The sequence below is a fragment of the Enterobacter sp. R4-368 genome (assembly GCF_000410515.1).
In the GTDB taxonomy this organism is placed as follows: domain Bacteria; phylum Pseudomonadota; class Gammaproteobacteria; order Enterobacterales; family Enterobacteriaceae; genus Kosakonia.
The window spans coordinates 151,881-176,134 of sequence record NC_021500.1 but is presented as its reverse complement, the minus strand read 5'-3'; the positions used below and the strand labels follow the sequence as shown (position 1 = coordinate 176,134).

27 protein-coding genes are annotated in these 24,254 nt (G+C 53.0%); 18 read left to right on the top strand and 9 right to left on the bottom strand.

Features of this window, described 5'->3' with window-relative positions; translation table 11 throughout:
• Positions 1–34: 34 nt before the first annotated feature.
• Positions 35–1,924 carry a fibronectin type III domain-containing protein gene (locus tag H650_RS00840; protein WP_016495793.1) on the top strand — a complete coding sequence of 630 codons (1,890 nt, stop codon included), beginning with the start codon at positions 35–37 and terminating at the stop codon, positions 1,922–1,924.
• Positions 1,925–2,859: 935 nt separating this feature from the next.
• Positions 2,860–3,462, top strand: a complete 603-nt coding sequence (locus tag H650_RS00835) for a response regulator transcription factor (RefSeq protein ID WP_016495792.1) — start codon at positions 2,860–2,862, stop codon at positions 3,460–3,462.
• A gap of 127 nt (positions 3,463–3,589) precedes the next feature.
• Here H650_RS00835 and H650_RS00830 read toward each other — a convergent pair whose 3' ends face one another.
• The 6 genes from H650_RS00830 to H650_RS00805 form a co-directional block, all read right to left on the bottom strand.
• Entirely contained in the window at positions 3,590–3,928 is a 339-nt protein-coding gene (locus H650_RS00830) for a hypothetical protein (protein ID WP_016495791.1), read from the bottom strand.
• A complete protein-coding gene (locus H650_RS00825; protein ID WP_016495790.1) occupies positions 3,925–4,344 on the bottom strand; it encodes a hypothetical protein in 420 nt (139 codons plus the stop codon). Before H650_RS00825 ends, H650_RS00830 begins: the two co-directional genes overlap by 4 nt.
• Before the next feature lie 567 nt (positions 4,345–4,911).
• Positions 4,912–5,490 (bottom strand): lytic polysaccharide monooxygenase, encoded by a 579-nt coding sequence (locus H650_RS00820; protein ID WP_016495789.1) that lies wholly within the window; start codon positions 5,488–5,490, stop codon positions 4,912–4,914.
• 124 nt (positions 5,491–5,614) lie between these two features.
• The gene (locus H650_RS00815; RefSeq protein ID WP_174240601.1) at positions 5,615–5,956 is read right to left on the bottom strand and encodes a protealysin inhibitor emfourin; all 342 of its coding nucleotides are present in this window, start codon (positions 5,954–5,956) and stop codon (positions 5,615–5,617) included.
• Complete coding sequence (locus H650_RS00810) at positions 5,953–6,981, bottom strand: M4 family metallopeptidase (RefSeq protein ID WP_016495787.1); 1,029 nt, start codon at positions 6,979–6,981, stop codon at positions 5,953–5,955. Before H650_RS00810 ends, H650_RS00815 begins: the two co-directional genes overlap by 4 nt.
• An 891-nt stretch (positions 6,982–7,872) precedes the next feature.
• Positions 7,873–8,763, bottom strand: a complete 891-nt coding sequence (locus H650_RS00805; RefSeq protein WP_016495786.1) for a DMT family transporter — start codon at positions 8,761–8,763, stop codon at positions 7,873–7,875.
• A gap of 119 nt (positions 8,764–8,882) precedes the next feature.
• On the opposite strand from H650_RS00805, the gene gcvA reads away from it, so the two are divergent.
• Both gcvA and H650_RS00795 read left to right on the top strand, forming a co-directional pair.
• On the top strand, positions 8,883–9,767 hold the full coding sequence (gcvA, locus tag H650_RS00800; RefSeq protein ID WP_044489340.1) for a transcriptional regulator GcvA: 885 nt from the start codon (positions 8,883–8,885) through the stop codon (positions 9,765–9,767).
• 9 nt (positions 9,768–9,776) lie between these two features.
• Positions 9,777–10,061: a hypothetical protein gene (locus tag H650_RS00795; RefSeq protein WP_016495784.1), complete on the top strand. Its 285-nt coding sequence runs from the start codon at positions 9,777–9,779 to the stop codon at positions 10,059–10,061.
• A 298-nt stretch (positions 10,062–10,359) separates the two neighbouring features.
• On the opposite strand, the gene H650_RS00790 is transcribed toward H650_RS00795, so the two are convergent.
• A complete protein-coding gene (locus H650_RS00790) occupies positions 10,360–10,884 on the bottom strand; it encodes a lipocalin family protein (RefSeq protein WP_016495783.1) in 525 nt (174 codons plus the stop codon).
• 118 nt (positions 10,885–11,002) lie between these two features.
• Between H650_RS00790 and H650_RS00785 the strand changes: the two genes are divergently transcribed.
• From H650_RS00785 to H650_RS00740, 10 genes are all read left to right on the top strand, one after another.
• Positions 11,003–11,731 carry a MerR family transcriptional regulator gene (locus H650_RS00785; RefSeq protein WP_016495782.1) on the top strand — a complete coding sequence of 243 codons (729 nt, stop codon included), beginning with the start codon at positions 11,003–11,005 and terminating at the stop codon, positions 11,729–11,731.
• A 206-nt stretch (positions 11,732–11,937) separates the two neighbouring features.
• Positions 11,938–12,372: a nuclear transport factor 2 family protein gene (locus H650_RS00780; protein ID WP_016495781.1), complete on the top strand. Its 435-nt coding sequence runs from the start codon at positions 11,938–11,940 to the stop codon at positions 12,370–12,372.
• On the top strand, positions 12,369–13,088 hold the full coding sequence (locus tag H650_RS00775; protein ID WP_016495780.1) for an SDR family NAD(P)-dependent oxidoreductase: 720 nt from the start codon (positions 12,369–12,371) through the stop codon (positions 13,086–13,088). Before H650_RS00780 ends, H650_RS00775 begins: the two co-directional genes overlap by 4 nt.
• On the top strand, positions 13,085–14,353 hold the full coding sequence (locus H650_RS00770; protein WP_016495779.1) for an NAD(P)/FAD-dependent oxidoreductase: 1,269 nt from the start codon (positions 13,085–13,087) through the stop codon (positions 14,351–14,353). The genes H650_RS00775 and H650_RS00770 overlap by 4 nt, the downstream gene beginning before the upstream one ends.
• Entirely contained in the window at positions 14,346–15,068 is a 723-nt protein-coding gene (locus H650_RS00765) for a DUF1365 domain-containing protein (protein ID WP_016495778.1), read from the top strand. The genes H650_RS00770 and H650_RS00765 overlap by 8 nt, the downstream gene beginning before the upstream one ends.
• Positions 15,065–16,285 (top strand): SAM-dependent methyltransferase, encoded by a 1,221-nt coding sequence (locus tag H650_RS00760; protein WP_016495777.1) that lies wholly within the window; start codon positions 15,065–15,067, stop codon positions 16,283–16,285. The genes H650_RS00765 and H650_RS00760 overlap by 4 nt, the downstream gene beginning before the upstream one ends.
• Positions 16,282–16,764 (top strand): DUF2878 domain-containing protein, encoded by a 483-nt coding sequence (locus tag H650_RS00755; protein WP_016495776.1) that lies wholly within the window; start codon positions 16,282–16,284, stop codon positions 16,762–16,764. Before H650_RS00760 ends, H650_RS00755 begins: the two co-directional genes overlap by 4 nt.
• Positions 16,764–17,291, top strand: coding sequence for a hypothetical protein (locus H650_RS00750; RefSeq protein WP_016495775.1), 528 nt, complete (start codon positions 16,764–16,766; stop codon positions 17,289–17,291). The genes H650_RS00755 and H650_RS00750 overlap by 1 nt, the downstream gene beginning before the upstream one ends.
• Positions 17,288–17,818, top strand: coding sequence for a DUF3833 domain-containing protein (locus tag H650_RS00745; protein WP_016495774.1), 531 nt, complete (start codon positions 17,288–17,290; stop codon positions 17,816–17,818). Before H650_RS00750 ends, H650_RS00745 begins: the two co-directional genes overlap by 4 nt.
• Before the next feature lie 12 nt (positions 17,819–17,830).
• Positions 17,831–18,790, top strand: coding sequence for a YbgA family protein (locus H650_RS00740; RefSeq protein ID WP_016495773.1), 960 nt, complete (start codon positions 17,831–17,833; stop codon positions 18,788–18,790).
• Positions 18,791–18,918: 128 nt separating this feature from the next.
• On the opposite strand, the gene H650_RS00735 is transcribed toward H650_RS00740, so the two are convergent.
• Positions 18,919–19,587 carry a class I SAM-dependent methyltransferase gene (locus tag H650_RS00735; protein ID WP_016495772.1) on the bottom strand — a complete coding sequence of 223 codons (669 nt, stop codon included), beginning with the start codon at positions 19,585–19,587 and terminating at the stop codon, positions 18,919–18,921.
• A gap of 183 nt (positions 19,588–19,770) precedes the next feature.
• On the opposite strand from H650_RS00735, the gene H650_RS00730 reads away from it, so the two are divergent.
• Positions 19,771–20,130: a DUF1304 domain-containing protein gene (locus tag H650_RS00730; RefSeq protein WP_016495771.1), complete on the top strand. Its 360-nt coding sequence runs from the start codon at positions 19,771–19,773 to the stop codon at positions 20,128–20,130.
• Between the two features lie 69 nt (positions 20,131–20,199).
• On the opposite strand, the gene H650_RS00725 is transcribed toward H650_RS00730, so the two are convergent.
• A complete protein-coding gene (locus H650_RS00725; protein WP_016495770.1) occupies positions 20,200–20,994 on the bottom strand; it encodes an AraC family transcriptional regulator in 795 nt (264 codons plus the stop codon).
• 149 nt (positions 20,995–21,143) lie between these two features.
• On the opposite strand from H650_RS00725, the gene H650_RS00720 reads away from it, so the two are divergent.
• The 3 genes from H650_RS00720 to H650_RS00710 are packed head-to-tail and all read left to right on the top strand — an operon-like array spanning position 21,144 to position 24,251.
• The gene (locus tag H650_RS00720) at positions 21,144–23,135 is read left to right on the top strand and encodes an FUSC family protein (RefSeq protein ID WP_071925282.1); all 1,992 of its coding nucleotides are present in this window, start codon (positions 21,144–21,146) and stop codon (positions 23,133–23,135) included.
• Complete coding sequence (locus tag H650_RS00715; RefSeq protein ID WP_016495768.1) at positions 23,128–23,343, top strand: DUF1656 domain-containing protein; 216 nt, start codon at positions 23,128–23,130, stop codon at positions 23,341–23,343. The genes H650_RS00720 and H650_RS00715 overlap by 8 nt, the downstream gene beginning before the upstream one ends.
• On the top strand, positions 23,340–24,251 hold the full coding sequence (locus tag H650_RS00710) for an HlyD family secretion protein (RefSeq protein ID WP_016495767.1): 912 nt from the start codon (positions 23,340–23,342) through the stop codon (positions 24,249–24,251). The genes H650_RS00715 and H650_RS00710 overlap by 4 nt, the downstream gene beginning before the upstream one ends.
• Positions 24,252–24,254: the final 3 nt, after the last annotated feature.

Here is a 24,254-nt window from a genome sequence, read left to right as displayed (position 1 = left end):
ACAGAATTCACAATAAATACATGGAGAAATACAAATGTCTGAAACAACTCACGTCTCTTTCACCGCGAAATATGCATCAGTTTCCGCGTGGTCGGGGGCACTTAAAATAACACTTCTCAATAATACTGGAAAAACCATTAACAGCCCTGTGAAAATTAGCTTCGATATGCCGCAAAGCGTTCAGCCGTCTACCAATATTGGGTTGAACATCGAGAAAACGGGGATAAGTACGACACATATTACCGGGCAATTAGCGAACTACCTGACACCAATCGCTAATGGCAAATCGGTCAGCTTTATTGTCAATATCGGTTCCAATAATGGTAGCTTAAGCGCTAATGTTTTACCGATCGCTTATTATGTAAATGGTGTACTCGCCGGAGACAGCGATACGCCAGATACCACAGCCCCCTCAGCACCGACAGGTCTGGTTTCCACCGGCACCACCAGCTCAACCATTGCTCTTTCATGGAACGCCTCCACCGATGATGTAGGCGTCAGCGGCTATATTGTCACCTGGAGCTGGGCCAACGGAAGGCATACTAAACGCGTACCGAACACCACCACTATCCTCGATGGTCTTAGCGCAGATACGCAATATACAATCTCGGTACAGGCCTATGATGCCGCAGGCAATGTATCCGACAATACTGGCAGCATCAGCGTGCTGACCCGGCCCGTTTCGCCAGATACCACCGCCCCCAGCGTTCCGGTTAACCTGCATGTGACGCGTATTGCGCACAATGCCATATCCCTGGCATGGAATGCCTCTACCGATGAAGGTAGCGGCGTAAAAAACTATGTGGTTTCTTACGCAGAACCAGGAGCTTCATCGCAGACCGTTACCGTGACAACAACGTCAGCCACCATCGGCGGCCTGAAACCAAACACCCTTTACACCTTCCGTGTCTTTGCTGTCGATAACGCAGGCAACCAGTCAGCCAGAAGCACTGCAATTAATGGCAAGACTTCCGGTAAACCCTCGACAGGCTCAGGTGCCACTGATTTTGCACCCTATGTTGATGTCACTATATTCGCTAAATGGGCAACAACACCCCCTGGACTCAACCAGGATTTTATCAGTGATGCGATCGCGTTTGGTGTCAAAAAGTTCCATCTCGCTTTCCTTGTGCAGGATCCCGCCAACCCGAAAAATCCGGTCTGGGGCAACAGTAGTTTTCCACTCAAGGCCATCAAACCGCTGACAGATTTAATTAATAACGCAGGTGGTGAACCCATATTTTCTTTTGGTGGTTTTTCCGGCGTGGATTTTTCCACCACATGGAGCGTTAATGATCTCGCCGGGTTATATGTCAATATCGCCAATAATTACGGTGTAAAAACGATCGATCTCGATTTTGAAACCCAGGGTTTTTATAATAGCAATGTTGCATTCCCGGCATTTGTGCAAGCTAAGAAAGCCGTTCCATATCTGGAAGTCAGTGTCACGCTGCCCGTATTACCGACTGGATTAGTTCAGGCTGGCCTGGATGTACTTACTAGTGCAGCAGCGAATAAATTACACCCTTACGTTAATATTATGGCGATGGATTACGGCCCAAGTTTTGCCGGCAATCAGGGGGATTATGCTATTCAGGCAATTAACGCCACCAAAGATCAGCTAAAAGCGATTTGGGGTTATACCGATGCCGAAGCATATTCAAAAATCGTTGTGACACCGATGATCGGCCACAATGACACTGACCCGTTAGTATTCACGCTTGAGGATGCAGTTAAGGTTGCTGAATTTTCCAAAGCCAACAATCTGCATCAAGTCAGTAACTGGTCTCTGGGACGCGATTTTGCACCTGATACCATCGACGAACATGGCAATATGCACTCGAACAGTAAACCAACCAGTACGCTGATCACTGGTCAGGAAAACTATGCTTTCGCCAAAGCTTTTGCAAAAATCCTCTCCTGAGTGTTCTCTGCGGGGTCGGTAACGACCCCGTTTTATACTACCCCGCCACAAGCTGTGATCATTCTGAAGTGTTCTCTGGCAGTGCGATAATGCATAAATGCCATTTAACATGCCCGGCCGGAACAGGAAACAGACTTCACCTGAACGACGCACGATCACAGCTCACACTGTCTACTCTCTTAATTATTTCAGGAATGGACGGTCAATCATTTCACTTGTTTTTTAAAGTATAACCAGTTGATTTAGAATCCGTCGCAGAAGATGTAAGCGTAATAAACTTTCATACCCAGCATGAAAAACCTCGCCAGGTATACTGTTAACGACATATGTCTATTATTAAATCTGACATCACTAACAGTTAGTACATATAGCCAAATGATATTTTTGGGTGAAAGCGAATTTCACGAATAAGGGAACAGCTACGCCAGAGTATATGAGGAAAAAGTACCCGCAACCGCTTTTTGCCCTCCTTTTATGGGACCGGATTTCTGACACCAGCGGTGTTAGCCCGGGTCGGATGCCACTATTCACCCATCATGATTAAAAGACGTTTTTTGTTATTGTCTGTACGGGCTTTCTATCAAAACCCTTTCGATTATTTACAGCGAAGAGTATTGCGCAGATAAGTTCTGGAATCGGATAACGCTAATTCTGCTGCCGGTCTCCATGCTTTCATGCTGTTGTCGAAAGGAGCACATCGGCGCACCGAAAACCTTGCGTTTCAAGGTATAACTAAATGAGATAATAAGATAACACCCTACTTCGCAAAAATAATTAAGAGGTTGTTTATAAGCGTCAGGCATAACTTAAAGTTATTATCCGTTTCCTGTCGGATAAAAGGCCTATGGAAATCACCCTAATTTCAATTATTCACACCATTGACTACTCTATGAAGTAATAGATTCATTGAAGAAACTATTATATGGAGAAGGCGCATGCATATATTCATGATTGACAAACATTCTATATACATTGAAGAAATGACATCGGTAGTGTCTCATAGCATTCCGGAAGTAAAAATCTGCGGTTTAAATGATTGTAAGAAAATCAATGAAACTCTGGGCAAATTCCCCGCCTCCTTAATTATTCTGGATGGTAATGATAATAAAAAAGCATGTATTGAGTTAATTGATAACTTATCGCAGCACTATCCTGGCATCCCGGTGGTGATGCTGGTAAATAAATGCCAACTCATCTCGTTGCGGCAATTTCTGAATCATCATGCCATTGCTTTTGTCAGGCGCGACTCCCCCCCCGAAACCATCACACAAACGCTACATACCGCTTCTGCGGGCATGCTCAGCTTTCCCCACGAGAATATGACGGTTCTGGATAATAACCATCGTACCCTGGCTTGTCTAAGCGAACGTCAGCGCGAGATCCTCAAATTGCTCGCTGCCGGCGAATCTAATAAACAAATTAGCCGCCTCCTGAATATCAGTCCGGGTACCGTAAAAACGCATCTCGAATCTATTTTTCGTCGCCTGAATGTGACTAACCGCACCCAGGCAGCAATGATGTATTTTAAAGAAAGTTAGCCACACTATTTATGCTGTTCGATTGCCATCCATTCCCAACGAGTCTCTAGCACAAAAGGAGCATCAGATGTAAATAATGCTCCTTTTATCATACCCACTCTTTTTTTGGGTTGGTGATTTATTTAGCTTATTTTGCTGCTCTTTTATGGGGAAATTTCTTACTGGATGGCAGATTTGTAGACGGCGGATGTATGCAATAGCTGATTGTTACTATCCCGATACCGATATCTTTAAATATAAAAAAAGAGGATTGATAAGGCGTTAATATGACATCAAACAATAAAAAAGGCACATTTATCGCCACCTGTAACATAAAACCAATCCCCGCAATCAGCAGCCCAATACTATATCCTCGCGAAATATAAACGGTATTGAGAAGGCGATGACTGAGCGCGCTAATCAGAATAATCAAAGCAACAAAAACATCTACCAGAGTGAGTACCCAGTATAAAACCTTCAACATCATGATGGATCTCCTGTTTTTGAACTACGAATGGATCGGTAACGGCCTGGTATTTTGTTAACACCTCTGGCGGCGCGCTTCAGCTCTCCTGCCACCTGCAAAATGTCGCGCTCTTCTCTGTGGCAGAAAAAATTGGCCAGCCAGGCAACCATTCCGACACTGATTGACCCAATGAAATAACCGATCCCCATAGCAGTATCCTTATCTGTAAAATTCATTCCCAGCCATTGAGAGATAATTCCTCCCAGGGTAAATGTCGTACTAACGCTAATCCCCCCGATAATGATGCCCGCCGTCAGACGGCCACGTTGATACAACTTTTTAGGTTGCCAAAAAAATGACACGCTCAGGCCACCAAATAATCCGGCGAGAGCGGCCAACCAGTTACTGAGTAACCCCATGTCATCAATTGTTATCATTGCAGCCTCCTTAAATTATCAAGATATGACCTCAGTAAACATCATGAGGCCTTAACATCAATTACTGACAAGGGAGAAGCACGACAGTTGTAGCGCCATTATCCGTAGAGAGATAACGCACCGCGCTTTGTGGGTTGTCGATCACATATTTATCAGTACGCAAACCGCGTACGCTATCCGTCACTGCACTGTCCCAATTCCCGGCATCCGCAAATTGCTTGCCAATCCAGAGAGCGGGTTTGTTACGCTTTATGTGAGACTCGCCCCGTGATTTTCACACTGAACGACCCCTTGCGGGCGAACCTTCCAGCCTGGCTTCTGTTCTGGTTTCGCTGTTACCTGATTCGCGTTGGGTAACATCCAGTTCGAAGCCAATTGCCCTTTCTTCAATGCTGATGTTTCGATGAGGGATGGCAACAAGCAGGGGAAATGGCCCTGGGCAAAAGGGCCAAAGGTAAGATTAATTACACATTTATACCTGCAAAAAACCACACTCGATAAATAATCTTATTTAATAAACTGTATTAGTACAGACTCGGACTAACACAGTTTTAGATATTTCATTGATTATTTAGTCATATTAGCATCAATGACCTGATAGAACGCATTCCCTGTGTCGGCAATTGTCCATACGCCCAAAATAACTTGATACCCCGAGCGTTGTGGAATAGTACAGTTCATCTGGACTTTACTTTGCGGGATTTTCCCGTTATCAAATCTTTCGCAGAAAGGTTTTAAATCAAAATCAGCCCGAGCTAATGGTTTATTCGGATCCCATCCTTGCTTAGTGATGTAATATTTCCAGGAAGTTGTGCTATGGCGGGCGGTGAGCGTCCAGTCAAATGTATGCGCGCCACTTTTGAGATTGACTTTGTACCAACGACCTGGCGTCTGTTCATTTAATTCAGAAAAACTCGGATTCCCTGCGCTTGCGATTAAACCATCGGAAGGACCGCCGTCAGGAAAACCTTTCACGCCTTCAATCGATTGAGGTTCATACATCACCGCGCCACAAGCTTTATTTAGTGCACCGCCCGCGTGAGTGCAAAGAAATGAACGACTTGGTGGGTTATCAATATATCCATGCGCGTAAACATAACCAGTCAGAAATAAAGATAACATTAAAATCAGTAGATTTTTTTTCATGATTGAATATTCCTTTTCAGATGTGATATTACCTGTTGGTATTCGTAACCAAGCTGATTTAAGATTTTTATTGATATACCTCCTTTGCAGAAAAAATATAAAAACGCGTCGGGTTCATCGCATTTTAAGGTTTGCAGATAGAGGTCTTACCTTCTCTGCACAACCTTTGCAGGGATTCCGGCGCCTGGTTTTCCGGGATCAACAATTGCATCTCTTTTTGCCGGGCCGTCCAAGTAATCTGGAGGCGGTAGAAACGCTGGTCACCCTCGCCTGGAGAATTTGCCAGGCCAGGCCGCTGCCCGAGCGGTAATGCCTGGCGAAGAATAGTGTCAAGGCGCTGGCGCTGCTCTGTATTCAACTGCGCTATTTCAATGCACTGCTTTCTGATGAGTTTCGGCATATAAACCAGCCCGCCTTCACGGGCCAGTTCAATCACCACATCATCGGTGAGTTCAGGCGTGCTCACCATAACACTCCAACTTCTCTCCAGGCCTGCTCGATGGCGTTGGCAACCGCTTTGCCGGAACGTTTTCCACCGTGATAGATAGTCAATCTGGCGAAGGTGGCGAAATCTGCGTCCGGAGTCAGTGACTTGTCACAAACCGTGTCGTACCAGGCGTAACCGGTTTTTTCCCATGCATAACCGCCGACAGCGACAGATGCCAGGTAAAAGGCGCGATTTGGGATACCGGAATTTAAATGCACACCGCCATTGTCATCGCGGGTTCGGACATAATCGTTCATATGGGCGGGCTGCGGGTCGGCACCTAACATCGGATCGTTGTAGGCGGTGCCCGGCGCAGACATGGAGCGCAGCGCACGGCCATTAATTCTTTCACCCAGTAATCCTTCGCCAATCAACCAATCAGCCTGGTCGGCGGTTTGCTGGTAGTAGTATTGCTTCACCAGCGAGCCGAAAACATCTGATAAAGATTCATTCAGTGCGCCTGACTGCGCATAATAGATCAACCCGGCCTCACTGCCGGTGACGCCATGACCGAGTTCATGCGCGATGACATCGATGGCAATCGTGAAACGATTAAAAATAACACCGTCGCCATCACCAAAAACCATCTCCTGCCCATCCCAGAACGCATTCATATATGATTCACCGAAATGCACGATGCCATTCAGGGCCATCCCCTGGTTATCAAGAGAATTGCGTCGCCAGACTCGCCAGAAGAAATCATGCGTCACGCCGAGGTACTCATAGGCCTCGTCCGCAGCGATATCGCCATTGGAAGGTTGGCCTTCATAACGTACCAGCGTGCCATTTACCGTCGACTGATGATGCGCATCGTAAATATTACGCATCAATTCGCCAGGGTAGGTGGCCAGAGGCTTAGAGATTCCTTTAAGGCCGATATCCATCAAGTTTTGCACATGGACTAAAGTTCGACGCGCAAAGTGTTGCTGCGCCTCAGAGCCATTGTCGATAATGCGACGTAAAATATGGGGAGGAATAAGACTGTGTGGGTAATATGCGGACATATTTTTCTCCTTGGCTTTATTTAGGCTGTATGAGGACATACTGGCCTCCTTGCAATAAAATTATCTACGAGCAAATATGCTGTTCCCCTTGAAATAAGAAAGAACAACAAAAATATAGGCCTGCTCACCTTTTTTACTCAATACGGCAAATAAACCAGGGCAAATAAACCAGGGCAAATTACGGAGCCTTCCGCATTGTTATTTTATAGCCAGTAATAAAATCGCTTTCATCAAGCTATTACCTGAAAAAACATTATTCAGATGTTATTAAATGCAAATCCTCACCCATCGGATAGCTCATTATCAGGCAAGCATTGCCTCATTAAATATATTATTAACCTTTGCGTATGTCCCCCGACAGATATAAAGGAAGGTTATACCAGATGTGATATTTTCCGCGTCTGCAACATCTGCCCTACCCTTCGTCTGCACAAAATAATTATATTGCGCGACGCCCGGTTAATAGTGCATATCAACGGCGATAAACCCGGTAAACGGAATGATTTTCTGGACACTTTTCCGCTAATCAATCGCCACGGATATTCCCGACACTTCCGGGCCGCTGATAATAGTGTTTTTCATACTCCGCCGGTGGCATGGGATTGCGCTAACCATGCTGACGCTTACTGATATAAAACAGTCCGTTGTTATCGAAATATCGCTGCGGGATTCATCTCTCGTTCGGTAGATTTTTTTCTTTAATTCTTCACGCTTCAGTAACGGAACAACTTTCTGTAACGGCGTTGTCGTGGCCGTCAGCACGACGACTCCTGCTGCCCTCCAGGGCGTGTGATCGGCACAGCAGAGTCATCAAAATGGCTCTGCTGTGCCTGTTAAACCCATGGCGATGCAATCACATGAGATCTGATTGCCTCTCTAAAAGCCGTTACCTCACCTGAACGCTTTTTCAGGACTCACCACCATCCAGACCGCCACACCGATAATAAGCGCCCCCATAATGAAACCGCTGTTAATGGTTTCGCTCAGTACCAGATATCCCCATAGCACGCCAAACGGCGGAATTAAAAATGTCACGGTTAATGAACGTAACGGCCCGATATCGGCAATCAGTCGAAAATAGAGGATGTAAGCCCATGCCGTGCAGAAAACCCCGACTGCAATGACGCTCACCCAGGCCTCTTGCTGCAGCCAGTTAATCGTTGGCCCGAACCGGGTGCTGCAGATGAAAAAAGGCAGCAAAAAAACCGTTGCGCCTGTCTGACTACCGAAAGCGACTATTTTCGGATCGAGTCCCCCTTTGTTTGAAATCCAACTGCGCGTCAGAAAGCCGGCGATCCCATAACAACTGGTCGCGATAAGACAGGCAATAACACCGATGATTTGTTTATCCGCTGATTGCGCTTCACCGATGGTGGTAATCACGATGATGCCGATAAGCCCCAGCAGCACGCCACCCCATTTTTTGAGGGTGAGTTTCTCGGCAAAAAAGGAAAAACCCACCAGCGCCCCCATCAACGGGGTGGTTGCATTCAAAATGGCCGAATACCCGGCAGGCAGCCATTGGGCCGCCAGACAATACATCAGAAAAGGCAACCCAGAATTAATAACACCGAGGATAAATGAGGATTTGAACTTATCTTTAAAATCAAACGAAGATTTAAACAGTAATAAAATGACCGCAAGTCCGATAAAACCAAAAAATACCCGCAAAAATGCCGTATTAATCGCACCGAACTGCGGTACCGCTATGCGCATAAAGAGAAAACTCGCGCCCCAGATAGCGGCAAGCAACACTAACCGAAGATAATCAGCAACACGCATAACCGTTCCTTTTCGTTTACGGGGAATTCACGGCGAAACTGTGAAACATGCCAGACAGACTGACAAACAAGATTTTTGTTTATACTTAAGATTTTCTAACCCATGAGACAGTGTCGTTAATGAAAATGCCCCCTTTACATGCACTTATGTGTTTTGAGTCGGCCGCGAGGCTGATGAGTATCAAAGCGGCTGCGGAAGAGTTATGTGTGACATCCAGCGCTGTCAGCCAGCAAATCGCAAAACTGGAAAACTTCACCAGCACCAGGCTGTTCATCCGCAGCCCTCGCCGTCTGGAACTGACAACCGAGGGGCGCATCTATATGCGGGCGATCAGACCCGCGTTCGGCCAGATAGCAGAAGCAACGCAACGCTTAATGAATGAGGGAAAGGCAAACAAAGTGACGGTCAGTTGCACCAGTGGTTTTGCCATTCAATGGTTGCTGCCGCGCCTGCCAGCCTTTGAAAAAGCCAATCCGGGTGTGGAAGTGCAAATCAGCACCACCAACAGGCAGGTTGATTTACTTTCCGAAGGGATTGATTTCGCTATCCGACACGGTGCGGGTAACTATCCGGGACTGACGTCTGAGGTTCTGGTAAACGACAATCTTCTCCCGGTCTGTAGCCCCCGATTACTCGCGGCAGAAAGCGAACTCTCAGGGCCGCGGGATGTGGCAAAATATCCGCTGCTGCACGATGAGCACCGGCTGGACTGGGCCTTATGGTTTCATACGCTGGGTATTGACGATGTGAAGAGTGACACCGGCCCCATTTTCATCGACTCCAATGGCGTGATTGAAGCGGCAATTGCAGGCAGAGGCATCGCGCTTGTTCGCCGTGCTCTTGTACGCGAAGAGCTAAGAAGTGGCCTGCTAATTAACCCGCTGAAAATCTCGCTTCATTCGCCGATAGCCTACTATCTGGTGTATGAGGAATCCGCGTTGTTGCAGAAGATAAGCCGCCGTTTTCGCGACTGGATCTCGGCCGCTGCAGCCACTGACGAGTAAGGACGTAGTATGCAAATCGATCTCCATTTACTTGAAGAAATCATCAGCAAAATTTTTATTGAAATGAAGCAGCGGGGAATAGATAGCATTGCGCTGGATGCCGATTATTACTGGAATGTTCCCTCCGCATCCCTCTACGATCCTCATCGTGAGCCAGCTAAATTAGACATCGGCCAGCTGGTTGATGACTACGACATATTGAAGCTGGCTTATGAGAAGAACAGTCTGGTTAGCTATAACTTAAAAAATGTCGCGGCAATCATGAGATTCTTATCGGAAAAATATTCATTTTGAAGGCAAAATTCTGGCTGGCATCTCAGCGTTAACGGTATCACCTCTTGTCGCTGAAACAGATTGTGCGCGGAATTCGTTCGTCCTGCGCAACACAAGCTGCCTGTTTTGTGCCTGACGGAAGAACGGCTAAGCTAACAGACTGAGCACTAAAACCCCTACGGGTGCGCGGTATTTCCCCCTGCCGGCGCGACATTGCGTGTTGTTCGCGCCCGGCGCAAAGGGGAACTGGCCTTTGTTGCTGCCCCTTCCCCAGGGTGTCGCAGCGTTATCGCGGACATGAGGCGATCCCGGCGCTGCGTTACTGTTTAACCCATACCAGTTGGTCAACCCGGAACCCGAGGCTTCGCGCGGTATTCAGATAATCCTGTTTTACCGTTTCAGGAAGCGTCGGCGTGCGGGAGAGGATCCACAAATAGTCGCGGTTCGGGCCGCTCACCAGCGCGTACTGGTAATTGTCATCGAGTTTGATCACGTTATAACCGCCGTAAAACGGGCCAAAGAACGATACTTTCAGCGCCGCGGTGGTCGGCTCGCCGGTGAAATAAGCCTTCCCTTCGCTCTCGCTCCACTTCTGCTTTTGCGGATCAAAACCACGGTTAAGGACGCTGATCCCACCGTCGCTGCGCTTGCCATAAGTGGCGGTTACCTGTTGAAGCCCGCGCTCAAAACGATTTTCCAGACGCGCGATTTCATACCATTTCCCCAGATAACGGCTGGCGTCAAACCCGGTGATCGGCTGCACCCCTTCTGGCGGCGTCGGAGATTTACAGGCGACAAGTGTCAAGGCGATAGACACACCCGTCACCACTGGCCATAACTTCATGAGAACTCCTTTCATCTTCGCGGTTGGCAGTAAAGTGTAGTGCAAACGGCCCACACTTCATTCAACCCATAAATATTCGTAGTATATTGAGAGCATTCTTTATTATCGGGTTTACCTTATGTCTTACTCCATCGGCGAATTTGCGCAACTTTGCGGGATCACCGCGACCACGCTGCGTGCCTGGCAGCGTCGCTACGGCCTGCTCAAACCGATGCGCACCGATGGCGGTCACCGGCTCTACAGCGATGACGATGTGCAGCAGGCGCTAAAAATTCTCGATTGGGTGAAAAAAGGCGTCCCTGTCAGCCAGGTGAAACCCTTGCTGGAGCGCCCCGGCGCGCGTCGCACTAACAACTGGCTGACGCTGCAGGAAAACATGCTCCAGCGCCTGAAAGAGGGAAAAATCGAATCCCTGCGCCAGCTTATTTATGATTCAGGACGTGAATATCCGCGCCCGGAACTGGTAACCGAAGTGCTGCGACCGCTGCGCAGTAAAGTGTCGGCCAATATCCCGGCGATGATGACCCTGCGCGAAATCCTCGATGGCATCATCATTTCTTACACCTCCTTTTGCCTTGAAGGAGACAGAAAAGCGCCGGGCGATAACTATCTCATCACCGGATGGCACCTTGCCGATCCGTGTGAAATCTGGCTTGAAGCGCTCAAACGCACCGGCCAGGGCCACCGTATTGACGTGCTTCCCGTGCCGCCTGCAACCTTAGCGCCGGAGATCCTGCCGGAACGAAAGTGGTTGCTGGTCACTTCCGGCAAACTCACCGCCGCCCGTAAAAAACAGATCGAACTCTGGCAACCACGCGTTCGCTCCCTCGACGTCATCTCACTCTAATCCCTTCCCTGCGCAGGCCTTTGCATCAAGCGCAACGGTTACCGTTGCGTATCACCCTCATTTTTTCGCAAAAAAACACTGCAAACAACCAATTGAATTCTCTACTAAATAAAAAATATTTTCATCAAAACTTGGACAAATAATTTTAATTGTGTAAGTTTGAATTATGCAGTTCCGTTACGTTGTTCAACGCCCTGGTGAGAGTCATGAGCACACTGTCCCGCGTCATCGATCGGTTTGTTGAGTACTACGCCCGGCTGGATAGCCAGCCCGTCTCTGCGCTATCCGCGCTCTATCACCCGGATGCGCTGCTTATCGATCCGTTTGGCGAACACCTGGGGTTACCGGCTATTGAGCGCTATTTCAGCCACCTTCTCGCCAGTGTTAACCACTGCCATTTTTCCATCGACTCACCACTTCACGACGATGCGCGTTTTGCCACAAGCTGGACCATGCACTGGTCGCATCCGCGCATTGCCGGCGGGAAACACCTCACACTGCCGGGCTGTTCAGTGGTGGATGTGCGGGGCGAAAAGATAGTGCGGCAGCGCGATTACTACGATGCCGGCGAGATGATCTACCAACATCTGCCGCTGCTGGGTTGGGCGGTTCGCGGTGTGAAACGGAGTGTGCGCGCATGATGACTGTCCTCATCACCGGCGCCAGCTCCGGTATCGGCGAGGGGCTGGCGAGATCCTGGGCCCGCGATGGCTACCACGTTATCGCCTGCGGGCGTGACCCGGTGCGGCTGGAAGCACTCCGGCAATCCAGCCCGAACATCACAGTTCGCCTGTTTGATATGACCGATCGCGAAGCCTGCCGCCATGCGCTGGCCGATTGCTGCGCCGATCTCACCATCCTTTGCGCAGGTACCTGCGAGTATCTCGATCGCGGCGTGGTGGATGCAGAGCTGGTTGAACGGGTGGTCACGACCAATTTTCTCGGGCCGGTCAATTGCATTGCCGCGCTGCAACCGCAGCTTGTGGCGGGAAACCGCGTGGTGCTGGTCAGTTCGATGGCGCACTGGCTGCCGTTTCCACGCGCCGAGGCGTATGGCGCGTCGAAAGCCGCGCTGAGCTGGTTTGCCAACAGCCTGCGGCTGGACTGGGAACCTAAAGGTATTGCCGTCACGGTCGTTTCACCCGGTTTTGTGGATACGCCGCTGACGCGTAAAAACGATTTTGCCATGCCAGGCCAGGTAAGCGTTGATGAGGCGGTAAACGCTATCCGTCGTGGTCTGGCGAAAGGCAAAAACCACATCGCCTTCCCGACCGGTTTTAGCCTGATCCTGCGTCTGCTGGCCGGGCTGCCCTCTTTTCTTCAGCATGCGCTGTTGCGCAGGATGGTGCGTTCATGAAGATTGCCATTATCGGCAGCGGCATTGCCGGGTTGACCTGCGCCTGGCGGCTGGCGGGACACCATCAGGTGACGCTGTTTGAAGCACAGCCCACCGCTGGCGGGCATACCGCCACGGTCGATATCACCACGCCGCAGGGTACTTACGCCATTGATACCGGTTTTATCGTCTACAACGATCGCACCTACCCGCGCTTTATGGGTCTGCTCAGCGAGCTTGGCATCCGTGGGCAAAAAACGCAGATGAGCTTCTCGGTGCATAACCCGCACAGCGGTCTTGAGTACAACGGGCATACGCTCACCTCGCTATTCGCTCAGCGGCGTAATCTTTTCAACCCTGCATTCTGGGCGTTACTGAAAGCAATTGTGCGCTTTAACCGGCTGGCGAAAGCGGCGTTACAAGACAACATGGATGAGAATGCCACACTGCAAACCTTCCTTGAGCGCCACCACTTTAGCGATTTCTTCGCCCGTCACTACATTTTGCCGATGGGTGCCGCCATCTGGTCATCCTCCTTGCAGGAGATGCGCCGCTTCCCGTTGCCGCTCTTTTTGCGCTTTTTTGACCATCACGGTCTTTTGGATATCACCCATCGCCCGCAGTGGTATGTGGTGCCCGGCGGCTCGCGGGAGTACATCCGTGCGATGCTCTCACAACTGGGCGATCGCCTGAGCCTGCAGCTTAACGCGCCAGTGCAAAAAGTGATTCGCCATGACAACCGCGTCGATATTGAGCTTGCCACAACCACGCAGACTTTCGACCAGGTGATTTTCGCCTGCCACTCCGCGCAGGCGCTGGCGATGCTTGATGCCCCAACCCCGGCCGAACGTGAAGTGTTAGGCAATATCGGCTGGCAGCGCAACGCGGTCGTTTTGCATAGCGATTCCCGCTTGCTGCCGGTACGCCAGCGCGCATGGGCAAGCTGGAACTATCGCCTGAGCGAGCAGGATCATGCCAGCGCCTGTGTGACTTACAACATGAACATTCTCCAGGGGCTGCCAGCGGGAAGCCCGCTATTCTGCGTCACGCTGAACCCGGATAAGCCTATCGATGATCGCTACGTCTGGCAGCGCTTTGTCTATGAACATCCGCTGTTTAACCCGGCAAGCTGGCGCGCCCAGGCGCGGCGTCATGAGATCAACGGCCAGCACCGGAGCTGGTACTGCGGCGCTTACTGGTACAACGGATTTCATGAAGATGGCGTGCGCAGCGCGCTCGATGTCGTCCACGGCATCGCCACCAGCGAGGGGCGCGCCGATGAATAGCTGCCTGTATCAGGGCGTGTTGCGCCATCGTCGGCTGCAGCCGAAAGCGCACCATTTTCGCTATAGCGTATTTATGGCCTGGATTGATCTGGACGAGCTTGATGCGCTGCCTTCGGTCGGCATTCGCCGTAATCGCTTTGCTGCGGCCTCATTCCATGATGCGGACTATCCGCTGGGCACGCCGCTTAAAGCGCGCGCGCTCGATCAAGTGGAAAAGCTGACCGCCGAGCGCCCGGACGGCCGCGTGATGCTGCTGACCCAGTTGCGCTATTTCGGCTTTCACTTTAACCCGGTCAATTTTTACTACTGCTACGACAGCGCGGGTAGCCTGCGCTGGGTGCTGGCAGAGGTGCGCAACACGCCCTGGAACGAGCGTCATTACTACGCCGTTGAAGGCCAGACGCCGCGCCCGCTGGAAAAAGCGTTTCACGTCTCCCCCTTTAACCCGATGGAGATGGTCTATCACTGGCGCTTCAACAGCCCCGGCAAAACGCTGCACATGCATATCGAAAATCATCAGCAATCAAAAGTGTTCGACGCCACGCTCATGCTGAGCCGGGAACCGTTAACCCGCGCCACACTGGCGTCTTTACTGCTGCGTATTCCGTTGATGACGCTAAAAACCGTGTTGGCTATTTACTGGCAGGCGCTGCGGCTGTGGCTCAAACGTGTGCCGATTTATCCTCATCCCGTGAGCAGGAGTGAACGTTCATGACCGATCCCGTCTTTGCGCTTGAACCCGAGATTTCGCGCAACGTCCGTATCGCGCGATGGATACTTTTCCGCCTGCTGAGCGGCATTCAGCAAGGCTCCATCACCCTGCGTGAAGGTGCCCAGGCGTTTCATTTTGGCGATGCCTCAGCTACGCTGCGCGCCGAGGTGCAGATTGTGGCACCCGGTGTTTACTGGCGGCTGCTGACCGGCGGCAGCCTCGCCGCTGCTGAAGCCTGGATCGCGGGCGACTGGGAGACCAGTCAGCTTACCGCACTGCTACAGATCCTGGCGCTGAATAGCCGCGTGCTCGGGCGGCTGGAGAGCGGTTTTCGCTGGCTTAGCCGACCTGTTGAGCGGCTGCGTCACTGGACGCGGCGCAACCATCGCCAGCAGGCGCGGGAAAATATCGCCGCCCACTACGACCTGGGTAACGCCTTTTACGCGCAGTTTCTCGATGAAAATCTGCTCTATTCCAGCGCGCTTTTTGCCGACGACAATCAGGATCTTGCCGACGCGCAACAGGCCAAAATGGCCAGGCTTTGCGAACAACTGGCGTTGACACCTGCCGATCATCTGCTGGAGATCGGCACCGGATGGGGCGCGATGGCGGAGTACGCCGCCCGTCACTATGGTTGCCGGGTAACCACCACCACGCTTTCGCAGGAGCAGTACCGCTGGGCAAGCGAGCGCATTGCCCGCGCGGGGTTGCAGGATCGCGTGCAGGTGCTGCTTTGCGACTATCGCGATCTGACAGGTGAATTCGACAAACTGGTGTCGATCGAGATGATAGAAGCCGTCGGTCAACGCTATCTGCCTACCTTTTTCAAAACCTGCCAGGCGCGTCTGCGTCCCGGTGGCAAAATGGCGTTGCAGGCGATCACCATTCAGGATCAGCGCTACCGCGACTACAGCAAAAGCGTCGATTTTATTCAGCGCTACATCTTCCCCGGCGGCTTTTTGCCGAGCATCACCGCCATGAACGATTTGATGACGCGCCACACCGATTTTGTCGTACGCAATCTGTTCGATATGGGCCCTGACTACGCCCGCACGCTCGCGCACTGGCGGCAGCGTTTTAACCACGCCTGGCAGGAGATTGAAAAACTCGGCTTTGATAACCGCTTTCGCCGCATGTGGCTCTACTACTTTGGCTACTGCGAAGCCGGGTTTAACGCGCGCACCATCAGCGTGGTGCAACTGACCGCGGAGCGCGTATGAAACGTTATCTGCAGGTCTTTTTATTGGCTATCGCGTTCGATCTCTACTGGACGCTGGTGGTGCTGTTTCGCGAGCGCGGCCTGGTTATCTGGCTTACGCTGGCGATCGCGGCCTGCATGCTGTTATCCCCCACACAGCGTCTGTACGCCCTGTTTCTGGCAGGAATGGGGGGCGGACTGGATGCATTCTGGGCGCTGACGGGTCTTATCGAATTTAGCGGCGATTCGCTGCTGCCGCTGTGGATGGTGGCGCTGTGGCTGATGTTTGCCTGCGTCTGGACGGCGCTGAGCAGTACCTCGACGCTTCCCGGCTGGGCCCTGATGTTGATGGCGACAGGCGGCGGCCCGGTGGCTTACCTCCTTGGCGAACGTTTAGGTGCCATCACCTTTCTGCCCCCCACGTTTATTGTCGTTAGCTCGATGGCTACCGGCTGGCTGGTGATGATGCTCTTTTTCCATATTGTGACGGGGAGGCGCTGATGCGAACCGCGTTACTGATGTTGTTGTGGCTTGGCGCGCTGGTGCCCACGGTCCACGCTGCCGACTGGTTAAGCTGGCGCAAAGTGGGCGACGCGACGCTGACCTGGGGGCCGTTTACGGTTTATACCTCGCAGTTGCGCACGCCAGACGGCCGCTACAGCGGGCCTGAACAGGATCAGGCGCTGATCATCACCTACCAGCGCGATATCGACCGCGACGAACTGGTAGACGCCACCCGCGAACAGTGGCAGGCGCAGGGGATCCTGGCGCGCGAGCCGCAGAGCGAAGCCTGGTTGCACATGTTGCGCAGGCTGTGGCCTGACGTAACATCCGGCACGCAACTGGCGTTTGTGATGCGCGGCAAACAGGGGCAATTCTGGTATCGCGCCGCTTCGTCGCAGCAAGGCTTTAGCCCGCTCGGCCCATACCAGTCGGAGGCGTTCAGCAGCCACTTTCTGGCGATCTGGCTTGCGCCCGCCACGCAATATCCCGCCCTGCGTCAACAGTTGATCGGAGGTCAAAAATGAAACGCATTCTGGCGCTCGGCCTTGCGCTGATGATGCTGCTGGCTGGTTGTAGCAGCGAGATTGGCGATTATCAACACCAACAGCCGCCGCTTGATATTTTCCGCTATTTCAACGGCACAACCGAAGCCTGGGGGATGGTGCAGGATCGCAGCGGCAAACAACTGCGCCGCTTCCATGTTGAGATCAAGGGCGAGGTGGTGGGCGAGACGCTCACGCTCAATGAACACTTCATTTATGACGATGGTGAAAAGCAGCAACGGGTGTGGCATATCCGCCGCGTCGGTAGCGATCGCTACGAAGGTACGGCAGGCGATATTGAGGGCGTGGCAACCGGGCAGTCGGCCGGTAACGCCTTTAACTGGCACTACCGCATGAACGTGAAAGCCAACGGCAGCACCTGGCTGCTGAACTTTGATGACTGGATGTATCTGCAGGACGACACCCATTTATTCAACAAAACAGCGATGAAGAAGTTCGGCATTACCGTCGGGACGGTGACGCTTTTCTTCACCCGCCAAACGCAGTAAGAGGATAGCGCCATGAAAACCCCACCCATGATTGGTATCAGCGGCTGTTTAACCGGCTCTACCGTCCGTTTTGACGGCGGGCATAAACGCATGGGCTTCGTGATGGACGAGCTGGCGCGTTGGGTCACGTTCAAACCCGTCTGCCCGGAGATGGGCATCGGCCTGCCCGTGCCGCGCCCGGCGCTGCGTCTGGTGCAGACCACCGCCGGGGATATCCGTATGCGCTTTAGCCACGCCCCGCACGACGATGTGACAGAGAAAATGGCCGAATTCGCCGAGGCGTATCTCGCCCGCCAGGAGGGATTAGCCGGGTTTATCGTCTGCGCGAAATCGCCAAGCTGCGGCATGGAGCGCGTACGGTTGTATGACGAAAATGGTCAGCGCGGGCGTAAAGAAGGGGTTGGGCTTTTTACCGCTGCGCTGCTGGCGAAATACCCATGGTTGCCGGTGGAGGAAGATGGTCGCCTGCACGATCCGCTGCTGCGGGAAAACTTTGTCGAGCGCGTTTTCGCCCTGCATGAACTCAATACCTTGCGGGCCAACGGCCTGACGCGCCACGGCCTGCTGGAATTTCACAGCCGCTACAAACTGCAACTGCTGGCGCACCATCAGGCGGGCTACCGGCAGATTGGCCCGTTCGTCGCCTCCCTGCATGAGTGGGAAGATCTGGATGCCTTCTTCAGGGTGTATCGCGAAAAGCTGATGGCCATCCTGAAAAAAAATGCTTCCCGGGAGAACCATACCAATGTGCTGATGCATATTCAGGGCTATTTCCGCGAACATTTGAACAGCCGTCAGCGGGGCGAACTGCGCGATGTGATCCTCAATTATCGCAACGGGCGGCTGCCGATCCTCGCCCCGATCACGCTGTTAAAGCACTATCTCGCCGAATACCCGGATGGCTACCTGGCGAAACAGCGCTACTTTACCCCCTACCCCGACGATCTGGCGCTGCGTCTGACCGTTCACTGAATTAATGACAAGAAAGCCCGAATGACCCTTACGGGCTCCTGAACCACCCCCTTTAGACGACATCGTAGTGTCGTCTTTTTTTTCCGGCATTGCCAGCGGCTTATGCGATCCTGAAGAGAGGGGGCAACTCACCGTGCGGAACAGACGATAGTGGCATGATCCCACCACGGATTCTCGTTCACCTGGCTTGCATGCACGACAAACTGCGCGTTTTGTACTTCCTCGAGCAAATCCGCCAAGGGTTTAAGCGTGCGCCAGGCTTGCCCCTGCCTGAGCAGACACTGCTGGTCGCTATCGTAAGCCGCAATATCCCCGGCGTAGCGCGGCAGCCCGCACATTGAGCTGATAACAAAGTACCCTGTCGGTTTGAGCAACCGCCTGACTTCGGCCAGGCAGCGCTGCCGGGCATCGCCAATGAGACAGTGCAGGCAACTGCCATCCACAATCAGATCAAACATGGCATCGTCACATTGTGGGAGATGGCAGACATCGCCCGTGAAAAAGTGCGCGGGCAGGCCCGCCTGCGTAAAGCGCGCTTTCGCCCATTCGATGGCGGTTGGCGCGAAATCCACGCCCCAGACGGTATCGCCTCGCAGGGCAAAATAGTGCGCCGCCATGGCACCATTGCCACAGCCAAGTTCCAGGATGGTCGCACCGGGTTGCGGAAGATAATGTTGCTGGCTGAGCCAGGCAAAAACCTGCTGTTGTTGCGCTTTCGCGCGTTGGTAACCGTCGCCAGCCCAGGCTTCGGCACCGCTGGCTTGCAGTTCCTGATACTGTTTTTCGTAAATATCCATTGAGCACCTCACGTCCGGGCAAACCTGTCGTCACGCATTTTGATGGTGGTTAAACGTTGTGCCGCTATAGTGCGCGCATCAAAGGGTGAATGCTATTGCGCGTTTTGTTAAACGCACTTGCTGCTGCCCCCCGCGCAATTATCTATACTCCCTTTCACCTGCCCTCATTCCGTAAGGTTTCCTGTGTTAGCCAAAATTCTTGTCGCCATTGTTGCCGTCATTCATCTCTACATTCTGGTGCTGGAAATGTTCCTCTGGGACACAAAAACAGGCCGCAAAGCCTTTAACCTGAGCGCGGAGTTTGCCCGCGAAACCCGCGTTCTGGCCGCAAACCAGGGGCTGTACAATGGCTTTCTTGCCGCAGGGTTATTGTGGGGATTGTGGCTCGCTGAGCGCGGCGTGGCGGTACTCTTTTTCTTTCTTATCTGCGTGCTGATTGCCGGGGTTTTCGGCGCGGTCACCGCCAGCCGTAAAATCCTTTATGTGCAGGCGCTTCCGGCTCTGCTGGCGCTGATTGCGTTGCTGGCGCAGCAGATGTCGTGACAGTGAGTGCTGTTTTTCCTGCCTGGCTAAATGGCCGCAACGGGAAGCAGCTATATGCAGGCGCGTCGCTTAACGCGGCGCTTTTTGTTGTTCCGCAAAGTAGTGCGCGGGCGTGCTGCCCATCGCTTTTCTGAACATGGTGATAAAGGCGTTCACCGATTCATAACCCAGTTTTGCCGCCACATTTTGCACCGAGACACCACTCGCCAGCTCCCGCAAGGCAATCACCAGATGGAGCTGTTGCCGCCAGCGCCCGAAGCTCAGCCCGGTTTCGCGCAGCATCAAACGCGCCAGCGAGCGTTCGCTGAGCGCCAGCCGCTTTGCCCATGCTTTAAAGGTGCTGCGATCGTCGGGATGGTTTACCAGCGCCTGTGCCATCGCGCGGATTTTGGCGTTCGCTGAAACGGGCAAACTGACGTTTTGCTGCGGCATGGTGGCTAACTCGTCGAGCGTGACTCTGGTCAGCCTGGCAACATGGCTGTCTGTGGGGTATTCGACGCTCTCGCCTGTCAGTCTGTCCACCAGTTCTTTGACCAACTGGGAGATCGCCAGCGTGCAACACCGGTTCGGTAGCGCTGCCGCGCCAGGCTCGATAAACAGATAATTGAGATGCGCGTTCCAGGTGGCGCTGACGCTATGTGCGACGCCGCCCGGGATCCAGACCGCGCAGTGCGGCGGCACAATCCAGATCTCATTTTCCGCCCGGCAAGTCACCGCGCCATACAGCGCAATAATTAACTGCCCTTTACGGTGGGTATGCACCGGCACTTCGGCTTCGTAATCAACAAAATCGAGACGACGCGCCACCGCCGGGCAGTCGGTGGTGTCGGGATCAAACAGGGTCGTGGCATAACGGGTTGGCATACGATTGGCAACATTCAGGTATTTTTTGACAGAATAGAGTATTTAATGGCGTGCGCAAGCCGGTAATACTTCCCGCCATGAACAAAATTGATTTCTCACCCCGCCGTTTGTTGCGCGATTTATCTGCCCTGCGTCGTCGTACGGGCGCGATGTTAGGTTCCGTCACAGTGGCGGGCGATGCCAACGCATTACTCTATTCCGCCAAGAGTTTTGCAGCGGCGATGCTCGCTTATTACATCGCCTTATCGATCGGCCTTGAAAAACCCTCCTGGGCGATCATTACCGTTTATATTGTGTCGCAAACCTCGGTTGGCGCATCGCTGAGCAGAAGCGTCTACCGCTTAGCCGGTACAATAGTGGGTGCCGGGGCGACGGTGTTGATTGTGCCCACTTTCGTGAACACACCGATTTTTTGTAGCGTGGTACTCACCGGCTGGATCACCTTTTGTCTCTATTTATCGCTGCTTGAGCGCACACCCCGTGCGTACGCTTTTGTGCTGGCCGGTTACACGGCGAGTCTGATCGGTTTTCCGGCAGTTTTTCACCCCGGCGAGATTTTTGATACCGCCATTGTTCGTGTGCAGGAGATTGGGATTGGCATCTTCTGCGCGGCGCTGATTCACCGCTATGTGCTGCCAAAACGGATCTCTGGCCTGTTTAACAGCAAAATCGCGCAAACGCTGCATTCCGCACGCCAGATGCTGGCAGACGCGCTAGCGGGAAGTGCCAATGAGGCGGCCGCTAATCTGCGACTGGCGCTGGCGTTACAGTTTCTGCAAGGCCTGAGCCACCATATCCCTTACGACTTCGCCTTCTCGGCGCCGGTGCGCCATGCGCGAAAAGCGCTGCATGACAAGCTGGCGCGCTTGTTGATCGTCAGCGGTGAAATACACGATCGCCTGTTGATGGTCACTGTCCTGCCCGCCGATATTCAGACGCTGCTGGAAGAGGTGCAAAGCTGGCTCGTCGGGGAAGAAAGCGCAAAACGGAAAATTACCGGACAAGCGCTGGCAGAACGCTGCGCGATATTAACCAAACGGCTTGCCGCCGCAGAGGCGCTGACCTTTGAAACGGCGCTGCAGATGAACCTTGTCCGTCACCTCCATGAAGCCATTATCCTGTTGCTGCACTGCGAGCGGCTCGCGAACGCACTCGCGCAAGCAAAACCGGCGCAACAACCAGCAGAAGATAAACCGGCGAAAGGCTATGTCTTTCACCGCGACAGCCTGTCTGCGGCGCGCACGGCGCTGGGGGCATTTGTCATCATCCTCTGTGGTTGCCTGATCTGGATTTATTCCGCCTGGCCCGATGGCGCGACGGCGGTCTCTATCCTCGGGGTCTGCTGCACGCTGTTTGGCAGTTTCGATACCCCGGCGCCGCATATTGTGAAATACATGATAGGTTCCGCCTGGGGGGTGATGGTGAGCCTGCTCTACAGCTTTGCCCTGCTTCCCCAGGTGACAGATTTCGCGGTGCTGGTGGCAGTGCTGGCGCCGGTCTATCTGTGGGCCGGATCGTTACAGGCGCGACCGGCTACCACCTTTATGGCAATGGGGATCACGCTGACGCTGCCCATCTTATGTGAGCTGGGAGCGCACTACAGCGGTGATTTCGCTACCGCCGTCAATACCGCCATCGCGCTTTTTGCCGCCACCGGCTTCGCGGTACTGGGGATGGGGTTGCTGCAAACCGTGCAGGCCGATGCCGCCATCCAGCGTTTACTGCGCATCTGCCAACGCGATATCAGGCGCAGTGTGAAAGGCGTCATGATGCTTGATGAAGTGCACTGGACCAATCTGATGATGGACAGAGCGGCGTTGTTACTGCCGCGCCTGCAACGCAGCGAACAGGCAGCCGGAGATGTGCTGCAGGTGATGTTGCAGGCTTTGCGTATCGGCCTTGCGATAGTGCATTTACGTCGCTTGCAAACGCAGGTTAACCGTAAAACCGCCGTTGAGATAAGCCTGCTTCTTGAACGGCTTATCCACCATATCGACTCGCCTGCGCCAGGCCCGCACCTTCACACCCTGATTGACCACCACGCGCCGTCGCCACATGCGCTTTCACAAAAACTCACCGACAGCCTGCTGGATCTGCACTGTGCCTTGCGTGAACACAATAAGGAGCCGAACGATGGTTAATGATCTCAATCTCGCTGGCGTATACGTGCCCGGGCTGCTGGTGATCGCGCTGGCGGCGTTACTGCTCACGCTGTTATGGGTGTCGCTTTTCACCTTCAGCAGACCCCATCGGCGCCTGCCCTGGCGTCCGCTGATGAGTTTTGCCACTTACATTGTTACTTTTTTCCTGCTTATGCAGGGACTGAACGCGCTGGGGTTAGTCGCATGAAATCCTTTTTTTCTCTGTTAAGCCGTTATGCACTGACGTTAAGCGCCGTGCTGGTGGCAACCCTCCTTGCTTACCTGATGTGGAAACATTACGCGCAGCGTCCCTGGACCCGTGATGGTCGGGTGCGTGCTGATGTGGTGCAGATAGCGCCGGATGTTTCCGGGCCGGTGGCTAATGTCGCCGTTCGCGATAACCAGTGGGTTAATCGTGGCGATGTGCTCTATTCGATCGATCCGCACTGGCTGAAGCTGGCGGTAGCCAGCGCACAGGCGGATGTCGAGGCGAAACGTCATGAGATGTTAATGCGCCAGGATGCGGCGTCAAGGCGTTCGCAAATTAAAGGCGTGATCTCCGGCGAAGACTTACAACAAACAGGCAGTGCGGCCAGCATCGCGGTGGCAAATTATCACGGTGCGCTGGCGGCGCTGGAACTGGCACAACTAAATTTATCGCATGCCACGGTGCGCGCGCCGGTAGCGGGCTATGTCACGCATCTCAGGCTGCGTCCGGGCGACTACGCCACCGCCGGGGAAACCAAAGTGGCCATCATTGATGCGAACAGCTTCTGGGTTGTGGGCTATTTTGAGGAGACAAAACTGCGGCATATTCATGTCGGAAATCGCGCGCACATCGCGCTGATGGGGTTTGAACCCGTCATCACCGGTCACGTTGAGAGCATCGGGCACGGCATCGGCGACAGCAATGACGAAACGGGTGGTCTTGGCCTGCCGGACGTCAACCCCACCTTTAGCTGGGTGCGACTTGCGCAGCGCGTACCGGTCCGCATTCATATCGATAAGTTGCCCGCAGGCGTGGAGTTAGTGGCGGGGTTATCCGCCACGGTGTCAGTGGAGACTACCGGGCGGAAAACTTCCCCGTCGTTACTCGCCCGCATAACCGGTGAATAACCA